Source organism: Pseudoalteromonas sp. ABE4_541, assembly GCF_056312285.1.
Genome location: NZ_JBSVEM010000001.1, coordinates 137,668 through 153,402 on the forward strand (window position 1 = coordinate 137,668; position 15,735 = coordinate 153,402).

The following is a 15,735-nucleotide window of genomic DNA, read 5'->3' on the forward strand; positions in this document are numbered from 1 at the left end:
GCGTTTAGAGAGACATACTGTGCGAGTACTGGTTGTAGACGATCAACCCTTGAACTGCATTTTGCTCAAAACAATGCTTGAGCAACAAAACTATGATGTATCGGTTGCAAATAATGGTGCGCAGGCGCTGGAAGTATTAAAGTCGAGTGAAATTGATATTGTACTACTTGACGTTATTATGCCTGTAATGGATGGTTTTACTGCTGCGCCAAAAATTAAAGAACTTGCTGGTGATGTGTATTTACCCGTTATTTTCATTACAACGCTTGAAGACCACAATAGCTTTGAACGTTGTTTGGAAGTGGGTGGTGACGATTTTATCCATAAACCATTCGACAAAGTGATCCTTTCCGCCAAAATACGCGCGCATGCGCGAACGAGAAGGCTAAGCCAAGAAGCAAATCAACAAAAAAAGCAGCTTGAGTACCATTACAACCAAATTGAGCGCGAGCATGAAATTGTAGAGCACATTTTTAGTAACGCGTTAAGTCAATCACCTGAATATAGCCGCTATTGCGATTATCACCTGTCTCCAGCTTCAATGTTTAACGGGGATATGTTCTTAATGGCAAAAAGCCCGATGGGGGGATTTTATTGCTTGCTCGGTGACTTTACCGGACACGGGCTCGCTGCTGCTGTTGGTGCGCTTCCCGCATCTCGTATTTTCTACGCTATGGTCAATAAGGGAATGGCGGTTAATGATATTGCGTATGAACTTAATGGGGTACTGAGTACTTTATTACCGAGTAATATGTTTTGTGCTGCTGCGATTGTGGAATTGAGTGAATCGGGAAAAAGTTTATCTGCTTGGTTAGGTGGGTTACCTGACCTCTATTTACTCGATCAACAAGGCAATATTATTGAGACGTTGGAGTCACAGCATATGGCCTTAGGGATCTTAGAACAGGATGAGTTTGAACGAACAACCTTACACTTAGAAGTTGATGCAAGCCGAAGGCTCTTCATGGCGACTGACGGCATTATTGAGACTGAAAATAAGCAAGGCGATATGTTTGGTGAAGATAGATTAAAAGCTTTGTTATCTTCTGTGCCCAACATTTCGACAGAGTTAGTTGTTAGTCATACCCAGAAGTTTTCTGAACATAGCGCCCAGCAAGATGACTTGAGTGTTGCCATTTTAAATTGTGTGCCAAGTAAAGTTAAATCTACACAGCCTATTGAGTACTCTCATGTTCCGTTTGAATTGAGTGCAAAAGTGGATGAGACTAATATTGTGGGTGCGGATCCAATCTTGGAATTAGTAGATGTACTGAGCAGAATTAAAGGAGTTAGTGAGCATCGTTCTAATATTTTCTTACTTTTGTCTGAGGCTTATAACAATGCAGTCGACCATGGCGTATTGGGTCTTGATTCTGATATCAAAAATAAAGAAGATGGCTTTTTAGAGTTTTATCAGCTGCGTGAAGAAGTGTTGAGTACCTTAGAGCAAGCCTTGATTGTTATACATGTGCAATATGCCCCGCTTGAAGCTCGATTAATTTTTACGATACAAGACTCTGGTAAAGGTTTCCGGCCCAAATCGAAGCAAGAAGATAATTTGCAGTTAGAGCATGGTAGAGGTCTTAGGCTGCTCAGTGAAATCGCTACAGACATTCAATTCAACGAGAAAGGTAATGAAGTAAAAATAATCTATGCGCTTCGTTGATTTTTTATTTGCAACAATCACGCACCATGTTAGTCTCTATTTTTAATTTTGGAAGTTTGGATGGCTAGATGGTTTATTCTTATCTTGATCTCGCGCAGTTATCAATAGAACCTAAATTGATAGACAGGGCATTATCAGAGCTAGATGTATTTTTAAATGATGAGAGCAATAGTACACAGGCTGTTTGGTCTTATCTTATTCCTGAATTGGGTGAAGGTGGTGCGTGTAGCTTATTTGGGCACCTTCAAGATGAGCCATTTGAGCTTTCATCAATCATCGATAAAAGTGAAAATACAGAAGTATGTTTAGCTAAATTACAAACTATTGTTGAATTTGTCAGTCGTCTCACTCGAGTTGATTGGTTTGGTATATACCAAACAAGAGTGACACCAGAAGGCCCCCAACTTTTGAAGCTTGCCTATGTTGGTGCTCCGAGCAGGCCGCTTTTCCCTGTTAATGAACAGTTCGCAGCAACTAGCAACAACGTACAAGTTGTTATGAGCCATCATGCCCGTGTGATCAATGATGTTCGAGCTTATGTTGAAGCCGGGGGAGAGTATTATACGTGTGATCCTAAAGTACGGGCTGAGACTTGCCTACCATTGTTCGACAGTGAGAACAACTGCATAGGTATCATTGATGCTGAAGCATTTAGCAAAGATTTTTTTACGCCTGAAGTATTGGCTTTACTAATCGCTGTATGTATTAAAATTCCTCAGTATCTGCCTGAGTGATATCGCTCGTTTTAACACATATTTATGTTAAGATGAGTTCAGTTTTAACCCCTATTGCTTGGCATCGTATAGACATCTAGTGCTGTGTCTTATTCGGTGTCGGCTTAAATATAATAAAGAGATAAACCATGTTCAGTGAACTAAAACCGTTACCAACAGATCCAATTCTTGGCTTGATGGCAGCTTATAAGCAAGATACTAACCCAAACAAAATTGACTTAGGTGTTGGTGTTTATAAAGACGAGCAGGGCGATACACCAGTACTGCGTGCGGTAAAGCAGGCTGAGGCATTTCGTTTAGAAAATGAAAAGACAAAGTCTTATATTGGTCTAGCGGGTAATTTAGATTTTTGTCACAAAATGGAGTCTCTGTTACTTGGTGAGCACAACGCGCTGTTAGCAAACCGAGTGCGTACAGCACAAACGCCTGGCGGGACTGGGGCACTGCGCGTAGCTGCGGAGTTTATTAAGCGTTGTAACGCAAATGCAACAGTATGGGTTACAACACCAACTTGGGCAAACCACATTAGCTTGTTCGAAGCTGCAGGCTTGAACGTTAAAGAATACCCTTATTACGACTATGAAAATAAAGGGCTTTTGTTTGACGAAATGATCGATACATTGAAGCAAGTACCAAAAGGCGATGTTGTGCTTCTTCATGCGTGTTGTCACAACCCAAGCGGTATGGACTTAGACGAGCAACAATGGAAAGTGGTTGCTGAACTCGCGAAAGAGGTAGGTTTTACACCATTAATTGATATCGCTTACCAAGGTTTTGGAACAAGTCTTGATGAAGATGCAAAAGGCCTTCGCATGGTTGCTGATGCAGTAGATGAGATGATCATTTGTTCTTCATGCTCTAAAAACTTTGGTCTATACCGTGAACGCATTGGTGCATGTTCGTTGATTGCTAAAGATGTAGCAACTGCAGATGTGTCAAACTCGGTATTGTTAAGCGTTGTGCGCAGTATTTACTCAATGCCGCCAGCGCACGGTGCAGACATTGTTAATACAATCTTGAGCAGCAATGAATTAACGCAAATGTGGCACGAAGAGCTTGATGAAATGCGTAGCCGAATTAATGGTTTACGTACTTTAATTAAAGACAGTTTAGCGGCTAAAGGTGTTGCGCAAGACTTCTCTTTCATTGATCGTCAAAATGGTATGTTCTCGTTCTTGGGTATTAATAAAGATCAAATCGAGCGTTTACAAAAAGAGTATGCGATTTACATCGTGGGTTCGAGTCGTGTAAACGTAGCCGGTATTAGTCAAGCGAACATCGATTACTTCTCAAATGCCGTTGCTGACGTTTTGAAATAAAATTTCAGTCACATAAAAACCCGCATGAGCGGGTTTTTTTACGCCTTGATTTTATCTTTAACGCGAATTCGCCTAACTAAGAGGTCTATTTTGAGGCAAGAAAACTTTGTCGGTAGCGCGGCTACCTCGTCTTGCAATTGCCAAGAAATCTACATCTATATGCAGGTAAGGCAAAAGTTTTGTGATTAGTCACTTTCTATAAAAAGACTAAGCTTCTTTGAGTGGCGTGACGTTTTCCGCTTGCGGTTTATTAACCGCTTTGGGTTTTTTCACAGGCTCAGGTTTTCCACCCTTTAACACGGCAAGGAACTGATCTTTTTGCTTGGCAATTTCAAGCGCTAAAGACTCAACTTGTTGCTCGCTTAACGGTACGTCTACCTTGGTAAGCATTTGTTCCAAAGATTCTGCAACATCTAACATTTTGTCGTATGCATCAGCCTCTTTTTTACTGGTAAAGGTCATGCGCTCGACTCCATTTCTTTCTACCACATACTTAACAACAACAGCCATGATCACTCCTGCTAAACACTGTTTTTTTATACAGTAATAGTTTGCGCCGATTTATGCAAGTTTTAATTGGCACTTGTTAAGCGCGTAAATCAATATTTAGCATAGTCATGTTATTAAAAAATTACATGATAAGTAATGATTGATGAGCTTGACAAAGAGGGACTACTTATCTTTATTTAAAGAGCTTTCACGAAGCTGATTTTTTGAAGGCGTATATGGACATTAACTAGTAAGGAACTACTATGATTCAATCAATTATTCTTATTGTGACGCTTGTTCTAGCGTTTGGGCACTATCCAACCGTACTTGCTCAAACTCCACCCATCGATACTGAAGAAGTTGCAGCATCACCCTCGGTAGAGTTGGTGGATATAAATAATGCATCGGTAGATGAGTTAACCAGCTTGCCAGGTATTGGACAGACAAAAGCACAAGCAATCATTGATTATCGCCAGTTGAATGGTCGATTTGAAAACATTGAATCGCTACAACAAGTCAAGGGAATTGGCCCTAGGATGGCTGCTAAATTAGCTGGGAGGATCCGCTTTTAAAAGCAAGGAGGGGCCCTTATTCGGGCCCATTTATATGCTGTTCTCTAGAATTAAACTGTTTTTCAGCCTGCTCAATGGTTGACTTTGAGAATAAAATTTCAATTGGACTAGTAAGCAAAGGGTAGCTCAAGCCCGCCAACAATAAGACAGGCAGAAGCACCCAACCTTCAACATATGCCAGCGCGATAAAAAAAGGTATCAGTACCGATAGTTTGGCAATGCGAAGCATGACTTTTTGAGTAACTGGTAGCATTTCTAATGCATTTGACAATATACGCTGTTTGTCTCTCAGCTTATAACCATCAAGTAATTTGAGTTGACTGAGACGTAAAATCATTTGTTTTTTACCAGTAAGCTACAGCCAAAGATGGCGACAAAGCTCAGACTATAAAATCCGAAAATGATCTCCATCCAACCAGGCATACTCAATGACAAGAACGACCAATCGATATTACCGCAGTCACCTGTCGCTGCAAAAAAAGCAGGGAACCATTCATGTAAGGGCATAAATGAAGGAAAATTAGGTACAATATCGCAGGTAAACGCAAATGGGTCGGTGGTTGTTTGCATATCGATATGCTCACGGGCAATTAACCAGCCCCAAATGCTGCTAACTCCCCATATCGCATAGCCTAGCCACCTAAATGGTGTGCTTTGAGGATTAATTAAACCGATCACACCGGCAGCAAATAGCCCCAACATGGCAGTGCGTTGGTAAATACACATAATGCATGGCTCAAGGCCCATTGCATACTGGAAAAACAATGCAGTAATTTCAAATATTGCAGCACTTAGTGCCAAAAGCGCCCATGCTTTTTTTGATAAAGGCAGAGTACCTAGCCAGTTCATATCCGCTCCAAAGGATTATCTTTTTGAGGCTATTATGAGTCATAACTTGTTATGCCTGCAACTAATCTCGATTGACTTCAGGATATACTCGATAAGCTTCTTTGCTTGTTAGTTGAAAATCATCTGGTACAATCAGTGGATTACAACGGTACGGTCACGTATTTCAAAAAAGTGGTGCTAAATGAGAATTTTCAAAGCCAAAAGCCCAGCAGGATTTGCTGAGGAGTATATTGTTGAATCTATTTGGAATGGGGAATTTCCGCCGGGTTCTATTTTACCTGCTGAGCGAGAGTTGTCGGAGTTGATTGGCGTTACTCGCACCACATTACGAGAAGTTTTGCAGCGTCTCGCCCGTGATGGGTGGTTAACCATACAGCATGGTAAGCCCACTCGTGTAAACAACTTTTGGGAAACTTCAGGGTTGAACATTCTAGAGACTTTGGCGCGTTTAGATGAAGATAAAATGCCAGAGTTAACGGATCAGTTGTTGTCTGCTCGCACTAACATTAGTGCAATTTATACCCGTGCCGCGATTAAATTTAATCCTGAAGATGTGATTGATATTCTATCTAAGAGTGATGAACTAGAAGACTCGGCAGAGGCTTTTGCTGAATATGACTACCGAGTTCACCACAAGCTCGCTATTGCCGGTAACAACCGCATCTACGTGCTAGTTTTGAATGGTTTCAAAGGCCTGTACTCAAAAATTGGTGGGCACTACTTCTCAGACCCACGTACCCGTGAACTTGCAAGACAGTTTTATAAAGATTTGACGGTGCTCGCGCAAGATAAAAACCACGATGGAGCGATTTCGTTGATGCGTAAATATGGTCACAAAACGGGTGAAATCTGGCAACAATTGCGTGGTGAAATGCCAGAAAATATAATGGATTAAGTATTCTTAGGATTAAGACGCTCCGAACTCGGGGCGCTTTTTTTTGCATAAATCTTTGAATTATACCTATCTGCAATAACACTTGATCATTCTGGAGGCTAAACCTGATAGTAACAAGGTTCTCCAGCCTCAAAATAGACTACTTAGTTAAGAAAATTGGTATTAAAAAACAGCAATCAAAAAAATTGATGATGGTTATCGCTTTATTCGATTGTTATTTTGACGATGAGCAGCATAAACTGATGCCAATTTTTGCAGAGGCTTGTTTTTTCACATACTGCCTCAATAATAAGATACAGTGTTAGTACACATTGATGTGCTAAATTAAATTGGACAAAAAACCTAACTATTTGGAGAAAACAATGGGTGTATTAGTTGGCCGTCAGGCACCAGACTTTACAGCAGCAGCGGTACTAGGTAATGGCGAAATCGTAGATAGCTACAATCTACATGAAAACATCAAAGGTAAAAAAGCAGTTATCTTCTTTTACCCACTAGACTTCACTTTTGTTTGTCCTTCTGAACTAATCGCTTTTGATAAGCGTTTTGAAGAGTTCCAAAAGCGCGGTGTTGAAGTGATTGGTGTTTCAATCGATTCTCAATTTTCGCACAATGCATGGCGTAACACACCGGTAAATGAAGGTGGTATCGGTCCAGTTAAATATGCATTAATTGCAGACGTTAAACACGAAATCTGCCAAGCATACGATGTTGAGCACCCAGAAGCTGGTGTTGCTTTCCGTGGTTCTTTCCTAATCGACGAAGAAGGTAACGTACGTCACCAAGTAGTTAACGATCTTCCTTTAGGCCGTAACATCGATGAAATGCTTCGCATGGTTGATGCATTAGCGTTCCACAGCGAGCACGGTGAAGTATGTCCAGCTGGTTGGACTGAAGGTAAAGCAGGTATGGATGCAAGCCCTGAAGGTGTTGCTAAGTTCCTATCTGAGAACGAAGGCGCACTATAATCGCTACGTTTTTCGTTTAAACCCGCCGCTAGGCGGGTTTTTATTTGCCTGCTCGTTTCTTTAAAGTTTATCCCAACCATATTTTTACCCCATGCTTAGTCGCTGTCCCACATGACGCAGAATTTCTATACCCATATATGCAGCGAAAGTGCTAACTACAGGCAGTGCAAGTAAGCCCAGTAACATTAGCTCATTCCCCATGATTAGGCGCCTCTTGAGTTGTAGCTGCCGTTTTTTCGTTTTCAGGTTGCTCAAAAGCGGTGTTTAAAGATGAAGTTACAGACTCGAAAGTAGTTACTTTCAACTCTTCAATGCTGTTATTGATACTGTTGCTAATAGCTGTGCTGATCACATCTGATAGCTCAGCGGTAACATCGGTTGTTAAGTCGTTTGCATTAGCGGAAATGCTTGTACCACAAAGCAATGCGATAGCTGTTAATTTAGTAAAAGTTTTCATAATCTTGCTCCTTTAATGTATTAGTCGCATTAACTATTACAAAGGTTGTGCCATGTTATGAAAAAATTTTAAATCATTGTTTTTAATTAGATTTTTGTTTTGTTGGAGTGTGGTCAAATTCCTTTTGTTGTACATTTGACCACATTGATTGGCGAAAAAAACTATATTTTAGTCATGTTCTAGAAGTTGATAAATTAACCGCTTAACAGACTCGGGTTCAAACGGTTTGTCACAAAGTGCATTAACCCCTGATTGCATTATATTAGAAAGATGTGTGTCATTGGCTTCTGAAGTAACCATTAGCACAGGAATATGCGCGTGTTCGTCACTTGTTCTGATGGTTTCGGTTAGCTCTTGGCCATTGACTTGAGGCATGTTGTAATCAGTTACAATCAGATCAAACATCTGTGTTTGTAAGATTTCAATGGCTTGCGCACCGTCTTCAGCTTCCGTAAAACGACTAGCGCCAAGGTTTGTGAGTACACGCCTGATGTGATTACGAGCAAGGCGGGAGTCATCAACAATGAGTATTCTAAGGTCTTGTACATCGTATAGATCAAGTTCTAACTCTTGGGGAGAGAGAATATCAAGGGTGGCATTGAGTGCTTTACCTAGGTGCTGCTTGTTAAACGGTTTTGGTAAAATAGCGATGACACCGGATTGTTTGAATATCTCTAATTGAGCTTTGCGGGTTTCGCTAGATATGAGCATAAATGGAATTGCATACTCACTCAGTTCATGGTTGAGATGATGCTGTAAATCGACGGCGCTGCCATCAGGTAAATGCAGGCAGGAAATGATCAAGTCAGGAATATTGTTGATCAGCTGTGTTTTGGCATCTTCGATGGAATCAGCAAAATCAATATGCAATATACCTTCGTCTTTAAGTTCTTTCGTAATGACCTTTCGTTGTGTTGGCGAAGGCTCAACAAGCAGTATCGCCAGATCTGCACTCAGTAATTCATTCATAGAAACCCTGTTGTTCTAATCGTTATTAACGTTATTTACAGGGCATATTAACCAAAGGTTTTTCAATGAGCCAGATAATTAATGCGATTGGCTTAGCGTCTAAACTCATCCGATTGTGGTAAATCGATTAAAATCAAGACCGCACCCTTACCACCATATTCAAGTGGCGCTTGGTGCATTGCTAGCACATCAGGATGTTGCACTAAATATTGTGGCACTTTGTGCTTCAAAATATGTTCACCTATTCCGTGTACAACACAAGCGCAATAGTAGTGTTGTTTTTTACACGCATGAATTAACGCCGCGAGTTCATCTTTAGCTCTATCTTTGTTCAATCCGTGAAGGTCTAATACTAATTCAGGTGCAAAGTCGCCTCGGCGTAATTGCTTTGCTAAATAGCGGTCTGCGCCGAGTCTAACGTAATTGACAGTACCGTGTGTATCAATGTCAGGAATATATTCGTCAGAAAAATAAAACTCCGACTTATGTTGTTTTTTTTGCTCTGCTAGTTCGCTAAATTTAGGTTTTTTAGTGGCATTACTGAAGCGGATAGTATCTTGCTTCATTTTTTTTGTACCAGCGATGGACTGACGAAATAAATCTAGGTCAGCGTCGTCTATTTGGGATGAGTTTGAGGGTTCTTTTTTCATGGTGTCATTCTAATGAAAAAAAGCGTAAAAACCCAGCGCAAAAACCGCTACAATGTCGCTAGTTTAAAAATGACCGAGATAGAAACATGAGCGAATTTCAGCTGACAGAAGCACTGGCCGAAGAAGCGGTAAGTGACTTACAAACAATTCGAGACTGGTTACGTTGGACGACCAGCCAATTTGCAAGCCAAGGGCTATTTTTTGGTCATGGAACAGATAACGCGTGGGATGAAGCTGTTAGCTTAGTTTTACCGATCTTGAATTTACCACTTGATACACCAACAGAATTAATGAACTCGCGTTTAACACGTACCGAGAAACTGCGTTTATTGAGTTACATCGAAACCCGTATCGTAGAGCGTACGCCGGTAGCGTACTTAACAAACCAAGCTTGGTTTGCTGGTATGCCATTTTATGTTGATGAGCGCGTACTAGTTCCGCGTTCGCCATTTGCTGAGCTTATCAATAATAAATTTTCGCCATGGTTACAAGCCCAGCAGCCTGTTGAACGTATTTTGGATATGTGCACAGGATCTGCGTGTATTGCGATTGCTTTAGCGCAAGCCTTTCCAGAGTCACAAGTTGATGCGGTTGATATTTCTTATGATGCATTGGAAGTCGCGAATATCAACATTGAAGATTACATGTTGCAAGACCAAGTATTTGCAATTCAATCTGATGTGTTTAGTGGTGTTGAAGGTCAAAAATATGACTTGATTGTAGCCAATCCACCGTATGTGGATGCAGAAGATATGGCTGATTTGCCACACGAGTTTCATCATGAGCCGGAACTAGGCCTTGCATCGGGAGAAGATGGCCTTGATGTAACGCGCACGATTTTACAAGAAGCGGCAGAGCATTTGACCGATCATGGACTTTTATTTGTCGAAGTTGGTAACTCTATGGTACATATGGAAGCGTTGTACCCAGGTGCGCCTTTCGAGTGGGTAGAATTTGAAAATGGTGGCCTAGGTGTATTTGTTATTTCAAAGCAACAACTAGTTGAATATTTTAACGACTAAGTAGGCGGCATGCTTACTTAGTATTTTGGGTGTCATTTGGAATGAGGGTGAATAATGGCAGGAAATAGCATAGGTCAGCTTTTTAAGGTGAGTACCTTTGGCGAAAGTCATGGGCCAGCACTAGGTGGTGTGGTAGATGGCGTTCCAGCAGGGCTTGAGCTTTGTGAAGTTGACTTACAAGTTGATTTAGACAGGCGCAAGCCAGGACAAAGTCGTTACACGACACAGCGTAGAGAAGGCGACGAAATTAAAATACTGTCGGGTGTTTTCGAAGGGAAAACCACAGGTACCAGTATTGGCTTATTAATAGAAAACACTGATCAGCGTTCAAAAGACTACAGTAAAATTGCAGAAGTATTTCGGCCCGGACATGGTGACTATACTTACTGGCATAAGTATGGACATCGCGATTATCGCGGCGGTGGACGTTCATCAGCACGTGAAACGGCTATTCGAGTTGCAGCCGGTGGTATAGCAAAAAAATATCTACGACAAGTACATGGCATTGAAATTCATGCATGCTTGTCTCAACTTGGGCCCATAAAAGCCGAGCAATATGATTGGCAGCAAGTTGAGCAAAATCCATTTTTCTTTCCAGATGAGAGCAAATTAGAAGCGCTAGATGAATACATGCGTGATTTGAAAAAGTCAGGCGACTCCATTGGTGCAAAAGTAAAAGTGGTTGCCAAAAATGTACCTGTTGGTTTAGGTGAACCAGTATTTGACAGATTAGATGCGGAGCTAGCTCACTCTTTGATGAGTATTAATGCTGTGAAAGGTGTTGAAATTGGTGATGGCTTTGCGGTAGTGGAACAAAAAGGCTCAGAACATAGAGATGAACTCACGCCTCAAGGTTTTACAAGTAATCACGCTGGTGGTGTGCTAGCCGGTATTTCAACGGGTCAAGATATTGTTGCATCGATAGCGCTTAAGCCTACATCGAGCATTACGATACCCGGGCAAAGTATTAATACGACCAACGAATCAGTTGAAATGATCACAAAAGGACGACACGATCCTTGCGTGGGGATCCGAGCGATCCCTATTGCAGAAGCAATGATGGCAATTACCTTGATGGATCACTTGTTGCGTCAACGTGGGCAAAATCCGCATGTGAATTTAGAATATGGCCCAATTAAAGCGCAAGTGGAGTAAGAATATTTTTCTATGGTCTACTCAAATGCGCATAATATTGGTCATTTATGAGGCGTAGGAAAGGACAGTAATCTGATTAGTAGACTTCGAGTTGTTGCCTTGAAAGATAAAATCTAGAAAAGGGCCGAGTCACAAAGCATTGTGAATGGCCCTTTCTTAATGAACACTTTAACAATTGCTTATACAGGCTCTGCAGCGTCTAGGATGCTGTCGATACATTCTTTGACTGCATGCTTAGTGGCGCGTTTGCTTTCACCGTGCTGGATAAATTCATCTAAAGTAACATCACCACTCTCATCGCTATCCATTGCAGAGAATGCATCTGCATGGCGGTTTGAAAGTGAACTGCTGATTTCATCTAAGCTAATACCACCACTGCTGTCGCTATCTAATTGCGCAAACTTAGTTTCTGGTGAAGCAAAATGGTCTGCACCGGGTACCACTATATTCTCATCTGCGGTGGCATCTTTAGTGTCTTGGACACATTGCACAATTTCTGCGGCAAAAGCTGATAGGTCATTGCTATGACGGCGATTTGCTAGGTACTCGGTAAGTTCAATTTCACCACTCGCATCAGTATCCGCACGCTCTAATTTTTTCTGAGCCTTTTCAGTGGTATTTGCATTCAACTCATCAAGGGTAAGCGTACCGCTTTGGTCTAGATCAAATTTACTAAATACGACTTCAGGTGCTTGATGCGGGCCTTTACCGCCTTTACGTGCATGTGATTGCGCACTAACAGTTAAGGTGGCTAGTGTTGTAGCAACGATTGCAATGTTAATAATTGAACGTTTCATATTTTGTCTCTCTTTGTCATGGGTTAATTATTCCACACGCCACTTTAATAACGGTAGTGATATACCTAAGAGGTGTGTTGATTTCTTGATTAATAAGATGGAAGACAAATGTGCAAAAAATATGGCTGCTCAAGATTTTTTAAAAAATAGTGTTTTTTCGTAATTTTATGATATTTATAACTTTTGTATAATCATAATGTCGCTCTACATTTTTTGCTCAAGGAAACTATATGATTGATCATCATTTTGAAATGGGTAACTTTGCCGATAATAACCATATTGTTGGCATCTATTTGGAAAAAATTTGGACTCGCATACATAACAGCATCAATGGTCAAGCAGATCAAAACGAAGAAGTGGATTTCCTCCTTGAGCGAGCGATTTTTGACCTGTTAGGTATAAGCCAGGCAGATGCATTGCGAGCGCTTTATGAGTGCGCTCACTCATATCAAGCGTTTCTGGAGCGTATAAATGACTTAGGTCCATCTAGTGAGTTATCGCTCACACGCCTTAGCCGCTATTTAAGTGGTCAAGAACAGCCTCAAGAGATGCAACAAATAATAGCGCAAGTTCAAAATATGGATAATGTTTTAAGTGATGACGACATCTTGCAATGGCAAACACACGGTTTTGTTGTGGTGAAAAATGCCATTGATCAAGAGATGTGCAACGGTGTGATCTGTGCGTTAGGCGAATATTTGCAAATGGACATGGCAGATACAAGCCAATGGTATGTCAATGATAGGCGTTCGGGTATTATGGTTGAGCTGATCCAGCATGAGGCGCTCAATAAGGTGCGCAGCAGTAAGCGAATTTATAAAGCGTTTAGCCAGTTGTGGCAAACCACAGACTTAGTAGTTTCCGCCGATCGATGTGGATTCAATCCACCACAAACCGACAGAGAGCCATTTCCTGGCCCTGATTTACATTGGGATGTTGACTTTTCAAGGCCACTCACTTTTGGTACTCAGGGCATTATCTATTTGACCGATACGGAGGAAGAGCAGGGCGCTTTGACCTTGGTGCCAGGATTCCATAAAAAGCTGACCAATGAAGCGGCTAAGTATCAATCTCAGCCCAATCCTGCGAAACTACATGAACTCGGCTCTAAACCAATAGCGGCAAATGCTGGCGATATGATTATTTGGCATCATTTTTTACCTCATGGTAGTCGAGCAAACTTAACCGATAAACCTCGCATCGTGCAGTACCTTAATATGTACCCATTTCCATATGAATCTGTTGCGCGTTGGAGATAAGAAATAAAAAAGGAGCCTTAAAGACTCCTTATTGAATAATTAGCGCGTGGCTAGCTATGGTATTTCTCGCACGCTTCTAAAGTATTTTCGATTAAGCTCGCCACGGTCATTGGGCCAACGCCACCAGGAACAGGTGTGATGAAACTCGCTTTTTGTTCTGCTTTATCATACTGAACATCGCCAACCAATTTACCTGACTCTAGGCGGTTTATACCAACATCAATTACGATGGCGCCTTCTTTGATCCATTCGCCAGGGATAAATTCAGGTTTACCTACTGCAACAACGAGCAAATCTGCACGCCTTACATGTGCTTCTAAGTCTTTAGTGAATTTGTGACATACTGTAGTTGTACATCCAGCGAGTAACAGCTCTAAGGACATTGGACGTCCAACAATATTCGATGCACCGACAACAACAGCATGCATTCCTTTATAATGAACACCAGTTGAGTCTAATAAAGTAATAATACCTTTTGGCGTACAAGGGCGAAGCGCAGGCATACGTTGAGCCAACCGGCCTATATTATAAGGGTGGAAACCATCTACATCTTTGTGTGGATGAATACGCTCTAGAATTTTCTCAGCATCTAGACCTTCAGGAAGTGGTAGCTGAACTAAGATACCATCGACTTCTGAATCATTGTTTAGTGTGTCAACTAAGTCTAATAATTGTTGTTCACTCGTATCACCAGGTAGGTCAAAAGACTTTGAAATAAAGCCAACTTCTTCACATGCTTTACGTTTAGAGCCAACATAAACTTGACTCGCTGGATCTTGTCCAACTAGTACTACTGCAAGTCCAGGAGCGCGTAGACCTTGTTCAACACGCTCGGCAACGCGTTTAGTAACCGTGGTGCGTACTTGTTTGGCGATTGCCTTTCCATCAATGATGTTTGCCGTCATGGGTGACCTTTATTGGGATTAAAAACTTGAACGAAAATGAGCGTATAGGGGTTAAGCTCAAATTGCTACTATATAAAGCAACAATGGCGCTATTTTCTCAGAAAACGGCGCATGCGCCAAGCTGATATGTGCTTTTTACCATATTAAGCAAACATGATTAGCCTAAAGTGTAGGAAAAACTGTATAAATTTCAGCAAAGTGATCTACTTATTGAACAGTTTGTAGTAAAATTGGCCACTTGAAATGTTTTTTTCAAAAAGTGTTTGACCTAGAACAGTCAAATCACTATTATGCACCCCGTTGTCAACGAGGTCACTCGGAAACAACGAAAAGGTATCGGCGATTAGCGCAGTTTGGTAGCGCACTTGGTTTGGGTCCAAGGGGTCGCAGGTTCAAATCCTGCATCGCCGACCACTTTTAAAGTAAGATAGTAACATGAAGATGTTCGTATGCGCCCTTAGCTCAGCTGGATAGAGCAACGCCCTTCTAAGGCGTCGGTCGAAGGTTCGAATCCTTCAGGGTGCGCCATTCTTATTTTAATCCACATGTAGTGGCGGCTGTAGCTCAGTTGGTAGAGCCCTGGATTGTGATTCCGGTTGTCGTGGGTTCAAGTCCCATCAGTCGCCCCATCTACATACTTTTATCGGCGATTAGCGCAGTTTGGTAGCGCACTTGGTTTGGGTCCAAGGGGTCGCAGGTTCAAATCCTGCATCGCCGACCACTTCTTAAAATGTATTTACTTATCGGCGATTAGCGCAGTTTGGTAGCGCACTTGGTTTGGGTCCAAGGGGTCGCAGGTTCAAATCCTGCATCGCCGACCACCTTCTTATCTAAATTTATTCTCCTAAATTTATTTTTAACCATTATTTAACCAATCATCGCTTAATTCGTCATAAATTTACTTCGATAGCTCGACTAAACGTTTTTATCGGTTATAATGCCGCGTCTATTGTTTAACATAGCGCCCATGAAGGGCAGGCAACAAGAATGACACATGCAATTGGTGCTCAAAACGGTATTCCGTGGATA

At 41.5% G+C, this 15,735-nt stretch carries 17 protein-coding genes and 5 tRNA genes; 14 read left to right on the plus strand and 8 right to left on the minus strand.

Features of this window, described 5'->3' with window-relative positions:
• The first annotated feature begins 19 nt into the window (after nt 1–19).
• The 3 genes from ACW689_RS00640 to ACW689_RS00650 all read left to right on the plus strand — a co-directional run bounded on the left by ACW689_RS00640 (nt 20) and on the right by ACW689_RS00650 (nt 3,719).
• Nucleotides 20–1,666 carry a SpoIIE family protein phosphatase gene (locus ACW689_RS00640; protein WP_476287555.1) on the plus strand — a complete coding sequence of 549 codons (1,647 nt, stop codon included), beginning with the start codon at nt 20–22 and terminating at the stop codon, nt 1,664–1,666.
• A gap of 68 nt (nt 1,667–1,734) precedes the next feature.
• Entirely contained in the window at nt 1,735–2,400 is a 666-nt protein-coding gene (locus tag ACW689_RS00645) for a GAF domain-containing protein (protein WP_476287557.1), read from the plus strand.
• 128 nt (nt 2,401–2,528) lie between these two features.
• The gene (locus tag ACW689_RS00650) at nt 2,529–3,719 is read left to right on the plus strand and encodes an amino acid aminotransferase (protein ID WP_476287559.1); all 1,191 of its coding nucleotides are present in this window, start codon (nt 2,529–2,531) and stop codon (nt 3,717–3,719) included.
• A 207-nt stretch (nt 3,720–3,926) separates the two neighbouring features.
• On the opposite strand, the gene ACW689_RS00655 is transcribed toward ACW689_RS00650, so the two are convergent.
• Nucleotides 3,927–4,229 (minus strand): YebG family protein, encoded by a 303-nt coding sequence (locus ACW689_RS00655; RefSeq protein ID WP_476287561.1) that lies wholly within the window; start codon nt 4,227–4,229, stop codon nt 3,927–3,929.
• 242 nt (nt 4,230–4,471) lie between these two features.
• Here ACW689_RS00655 and ACW689_RS00660 point away from each other — a divergent pair, with 242 nt between their 5' ends.
• Nucleotides 4,472–4,780: a ComEA family DNA-binding protein gene (locus ACW689_RS00660; RefSeq protein ID WP_476287563.1), complete on the plus strand. Its 309-nt coding sequence runs from the start codon at nt 4,472–4,474 to the stop codon at nt 4,778–4,780.
• Between the two features lie 16 nt (nt 4,781–4,796).
• Here ACW689_RS00660 and ACW689_RS00665 read toward each other — a convergent pair whose 3' ends face one another.
• Nucleotides 4,797–5,117 (minus strand): DUF6170 family protein, encoded by a 321-nt coding sequence (locus ACW689_RS00665; RefSeq protein WP_476287565.1) that lies wholly within the window; start codon nt 5,115–5,117, stop codon nt 4,797–4,799.
• Nucleotides 5,114–5,629, minus strand: a complete 516-nt coding sequence (dsbB, locus tag ACW689_RS00670) for a disulfide bond formation protein DsbB (RefSeq protein WP_476287567.1) — start codon at nt 5,627–5,629, stop codon at nt 5,114–5,116. The genes ACW689_RS00665 and dsbB overlap by 4 nt, the downstream gene beginning before the upstream one ends.
• A gap of 181 nt (nt 5,630–5,810) precedes the next feature.
• Between dsbB and fadR the strand changes: the two genes are divergently transcribed.
• Entirely contained in the window at nt 5,811–6,524 is a 714-nt protein-coding gene (fadR, locus tag ACW689_RS00675) for a fatty acid metabolism transcriptional regulator FadR (RefSeq protein WP_476287569.1), read from the plus strand.
• Nucleotides 6,525–6,886: 362 nt separating this feature from the next.
• On the plus strand, nt 6,887–7,492 hold the full coding sequence (locus ACW689_RS00680; protein WP_476287571.1) for a peroxiredoxin C: 606 nt from the start codon (nt 6,887–6,889) through the stop codon (nt 7,490–7,492).
• Nucleotides 7,493–7,682: 190 nt separating this feature from the next.
• On the opposite strand, the gene ACW689_RS00685 is transcribed toward ACW689_RS00680, so the two are convergent.
• The 3 genes from ACW689_RS00685 to smrB all read right to left on the minus strand — a co-directional run bounded on the left by ACW689_RS00685 (nt 7,683) and on the right by smrB (nt 9,568).
• Nucleotides 7,683–7,949: a hypothetical protein gene (locus ACW689_RS00685; RefSeq protein ID WP_476287573.1), complete on the minus strand. Its 267-nt coding sequence runs from the start codon at nt 7,947–7,949 to the stop codon at nt 7,683–7,685.
• A 168-nt stretch (nt 7,950–8,117) separates the two neighbouring features.
• Entirely contained in the window at nt 8,118–8,918 is an 801-nt protein-coding gene (locus ACW689_RS00690; RefSeq protein WP_476287575.1) for a response regulator, read from the minus strand.
• Between the two features lie 92 nt (nt 8,919–9,010).
• Nucleotides 9,011–9,568: an endonuclease SmrB gene (smrB, locus tag ACW689_RS00695; protein ID WP_476287577.1), complete on the minus strand. Its 558-nt coding sequence runs from the start codon at nt 9,566–9,568 to the stop codon at nt 9,011–9,013.
• Nucleotides 9,569–9,654: 86 nt separating this feature from the next.
• On the opposite strand from smrB, the gene prmB reads away from it, so the two are divergent.
• Together prmB and aroC are read left to right on the plus strand one after the other, a co-directional pair.
• Nucleotides 9,655–10,590, plus strand: coding sequence for a 50S ribosomal protein L3 N(5)-glutamine methyltransferase (gene prmB / locus ACW689_RS00700; RefSeq protein WP_476287579.1), 936 nt, complete (start codon nt 9,655–9,657; stop codon nt 10,588–10,590).
• Between the two features lie 54 nt (nt 10,591–10,644).
• Nucleotides 10,645–11,745, plus strand: coding sequence for a chorismate synthase (gene aroC, locus ACW689_RS00705; RefSeq protein WP_476287581.1), 1,101 nt, complete (start codon nt 10,645–10,647; stop codon nt 11,743–11,745).
• Between the two features lie 179 nt (nt 11,746–11,924).
• Here the strand turns inward: aroC and ACW689_RS00710 are convergent, their stop codons facing one another.
• Nucleotides 11,925–12,542, minus strand: a complete 618-nt coding sequence (locus ACW689_RS00710; protein WP_476287583.1) for an EF-hand domain-containing protein — start codon at nt 12,540–12,542, stop codon at nt 11,925–11,927.
• A gap of 230 nt (nt 12,543–12,772) precedes the next feature.
• Here ACW689_RS00710 and ACW689_RS00715 point away from each other — a divergent pair, with 230 nt between their 5' ends.
• Entirely contained in the window at nt 12,773–13,801 is a 1,029-nt protein-coding gene (locus ACW689_RS00715) for a phytanoyl-CoA dioxygenase family protein (protein ID WP_476287585.1), read from the plus strand.
• A gap of 50 nt (nt 13,802–13,851) precedes the next feature.
• Here ACW689_RS00715 and folD read toward each other — a convergent pair whose 3' ends face one another.
• Nucleotides 13,852–14,706 (minus strand): bifunctional methylenetetrahydrofolate dehydrogenase/methenyltetrahydrofolate cyclohydrolase FolD, encoded by an 855-nt coding sequence (gene folD, locus ACW689_RS00720; protein ID WP_476287587.1) that lies wholly within the window; start codon nt 14,704–14,706, stop codon nt 13,852–13,854.
• A 337-nt stretch (nt 14,707–15,043) separates the two neighbouring features.
• Here folD and ACW689_RS00725 point away from each other — a divergent pair.
• The 5 genes from ACW689_RS00725 to ACW689_RS00745 all read left to right on the plus strand — a co-directional run bounded on the left by ACW689_RS00725 (nt 15,044) and on the right by ACW689_RS00745 (nt 15,527).
• A tRNA-Pro gene (locus ACW689_RS00725) sits at nt 15,044–15,120 on the plus strand.
• 37 nt (nt 15,121–15,157) lie between these two features.
• A tRNA-Arg gene (locus ACW689_RS00730) sits at nt 15,158–15,234 on the plus strand.
• Nucleotides 15,235–15,259: 25 nt separating this feature from the next.
• Nucleotides 15,260–15,335, plus strand: a tRNA-His gene (locus ACW689_RS00735).
• Between the two features lie 15 nt (nt 15,336–15,350).
• Nucleotides 15,351–15,427 (plus strand) — tRNA-Pro (locus tag ACW689_RS00740).
• Between the two features lie 23 nt (nt 15,428–15,450).
• A tRNA-Pro gene (locus tag ACW689_RS00745) sits at nt 15,451–15,527 on the plus strand.
• Nucleotides 15,528–15,735: the final 208 nt, after the last annotated feature.

What these genes read in the sequence shown, in the direction of transcription:
- ACW689_RS00645 (WP_476287557.1), top strand. Translation starts at nt 1,735, where the DNA reads ATGGTTTATTCTTATCTTGATCTCGCGCAGTTATCAATAGAACCTAAA.
- ACW689_RS00650 (WP_476287559.1), top strand. Translation starts at nt 2,529, where the DNA reads ATGTTCAGTGAACTAAAACCGTTACCAACAGATCCAATTCTTGGCTTG.
- ACW689_RS00655 (WP_476287561.1), bottom strand. Translation starts at nt 4,229, where the DNA reads ATGGCTGTTGTTGTTAAGTATGTGGTAGAAAGAAATGGAGTCGAGCGC.
- ACW689_RS00660 (WP_476287563.1), top strand. Translation starts at nt 4,472, where the DNA reads ATGATTCAATCAATTATTCTTATTGTGACGCTTGTTCTAGCGTTTGGG.
- ACW689_RS00665 (WP_476287565.1), bottom strand. Translation starts at nt 5,117, where the DNA reads ATGATTTTACGTCTCAGTCAACTCAAATTACTTGATGGTTATAAGCTG.
- dsbB (WP_476287567.1), bottom strand. Translation starts at nt 5,629, where the DNA reads ATGAACTGGCTAGGTACTCTGCCTTTATCAAAAAAAGCATGGGCGCTT.
- fadR (WP_476287569.1), top strand. Translation starts at nt 5,811, where the DNA reads ATGAGAATTTTCAAAGCCAAAAGCCCAGCAGGATTTGCTGAGGAGTAT.
- ACW689_RS00680 (WP_476287571.1), top strand. Translation starts at nt 6,887, where the DNA reads ATGGGTGTATTAGTTGGCCGTCAGGCACCAGACTTTACAGCAGCAGCG.
- ACW689_RS00685 (WP_476287573.1), bottom strand. Translation starts at nt 7,949, where the DNA reads ATGAAAACTTTTACTAAATTAACAGCTATCGCATTGCTTTGTGGTACA.
- ACW689_RS00690 (WP_476287575.1), bottom strand. Translation starts at nt 8,918, where the DNA reads ATGAATGAATTACTGAGTGCAGATCTGGCGATACTGCTTGTTGAGCCT.
- smrB (WP_476287577.1), bottom strand. Translation starts at nt 9,568, where the DNA reads ATGAAAAAAGAACCCTCAAACTCATCCCAAATAGACGACGCTGACCTA.
- prmB (WP_476287579.1), top strand. Translation starts at nt 9,655, where the DNA reads ATGAGCGAATTTCAGCTGACAGAAGCACTGGCCGAAGAAGCGGTAAGT.
- aroC (WP_476287581.1), top strand. Translation starts at nt 10,645, where the DNA reads ATGGCAGGAAATAGCATAGGTCAGCTTTTTAAGGTGAGTACCTTTGGC.
- ACW689_RS00710 (WP_476287583.1), bottom strand. Translation starts at nt 12,542, where the DNA reads ATGAAACGTTCAATTATTAACATTGCAATCGTTGCTACAACACTAGCC.
- ACW689_RS00715 (WP_476287585.1), top strand. Translation starts at nt 12,773, where the DNA reads ATGATTGATCATCATTTTGAAATGGGTAACTTTGCCGATAATAACCAT.
- folD (WP_476287587.1), bottom strand. Translation starts at nt 14,706, where the DNA reads ATGACGGCAAACATCATTGATGGAAAGGCAATCGCCAAACAAGTACGC.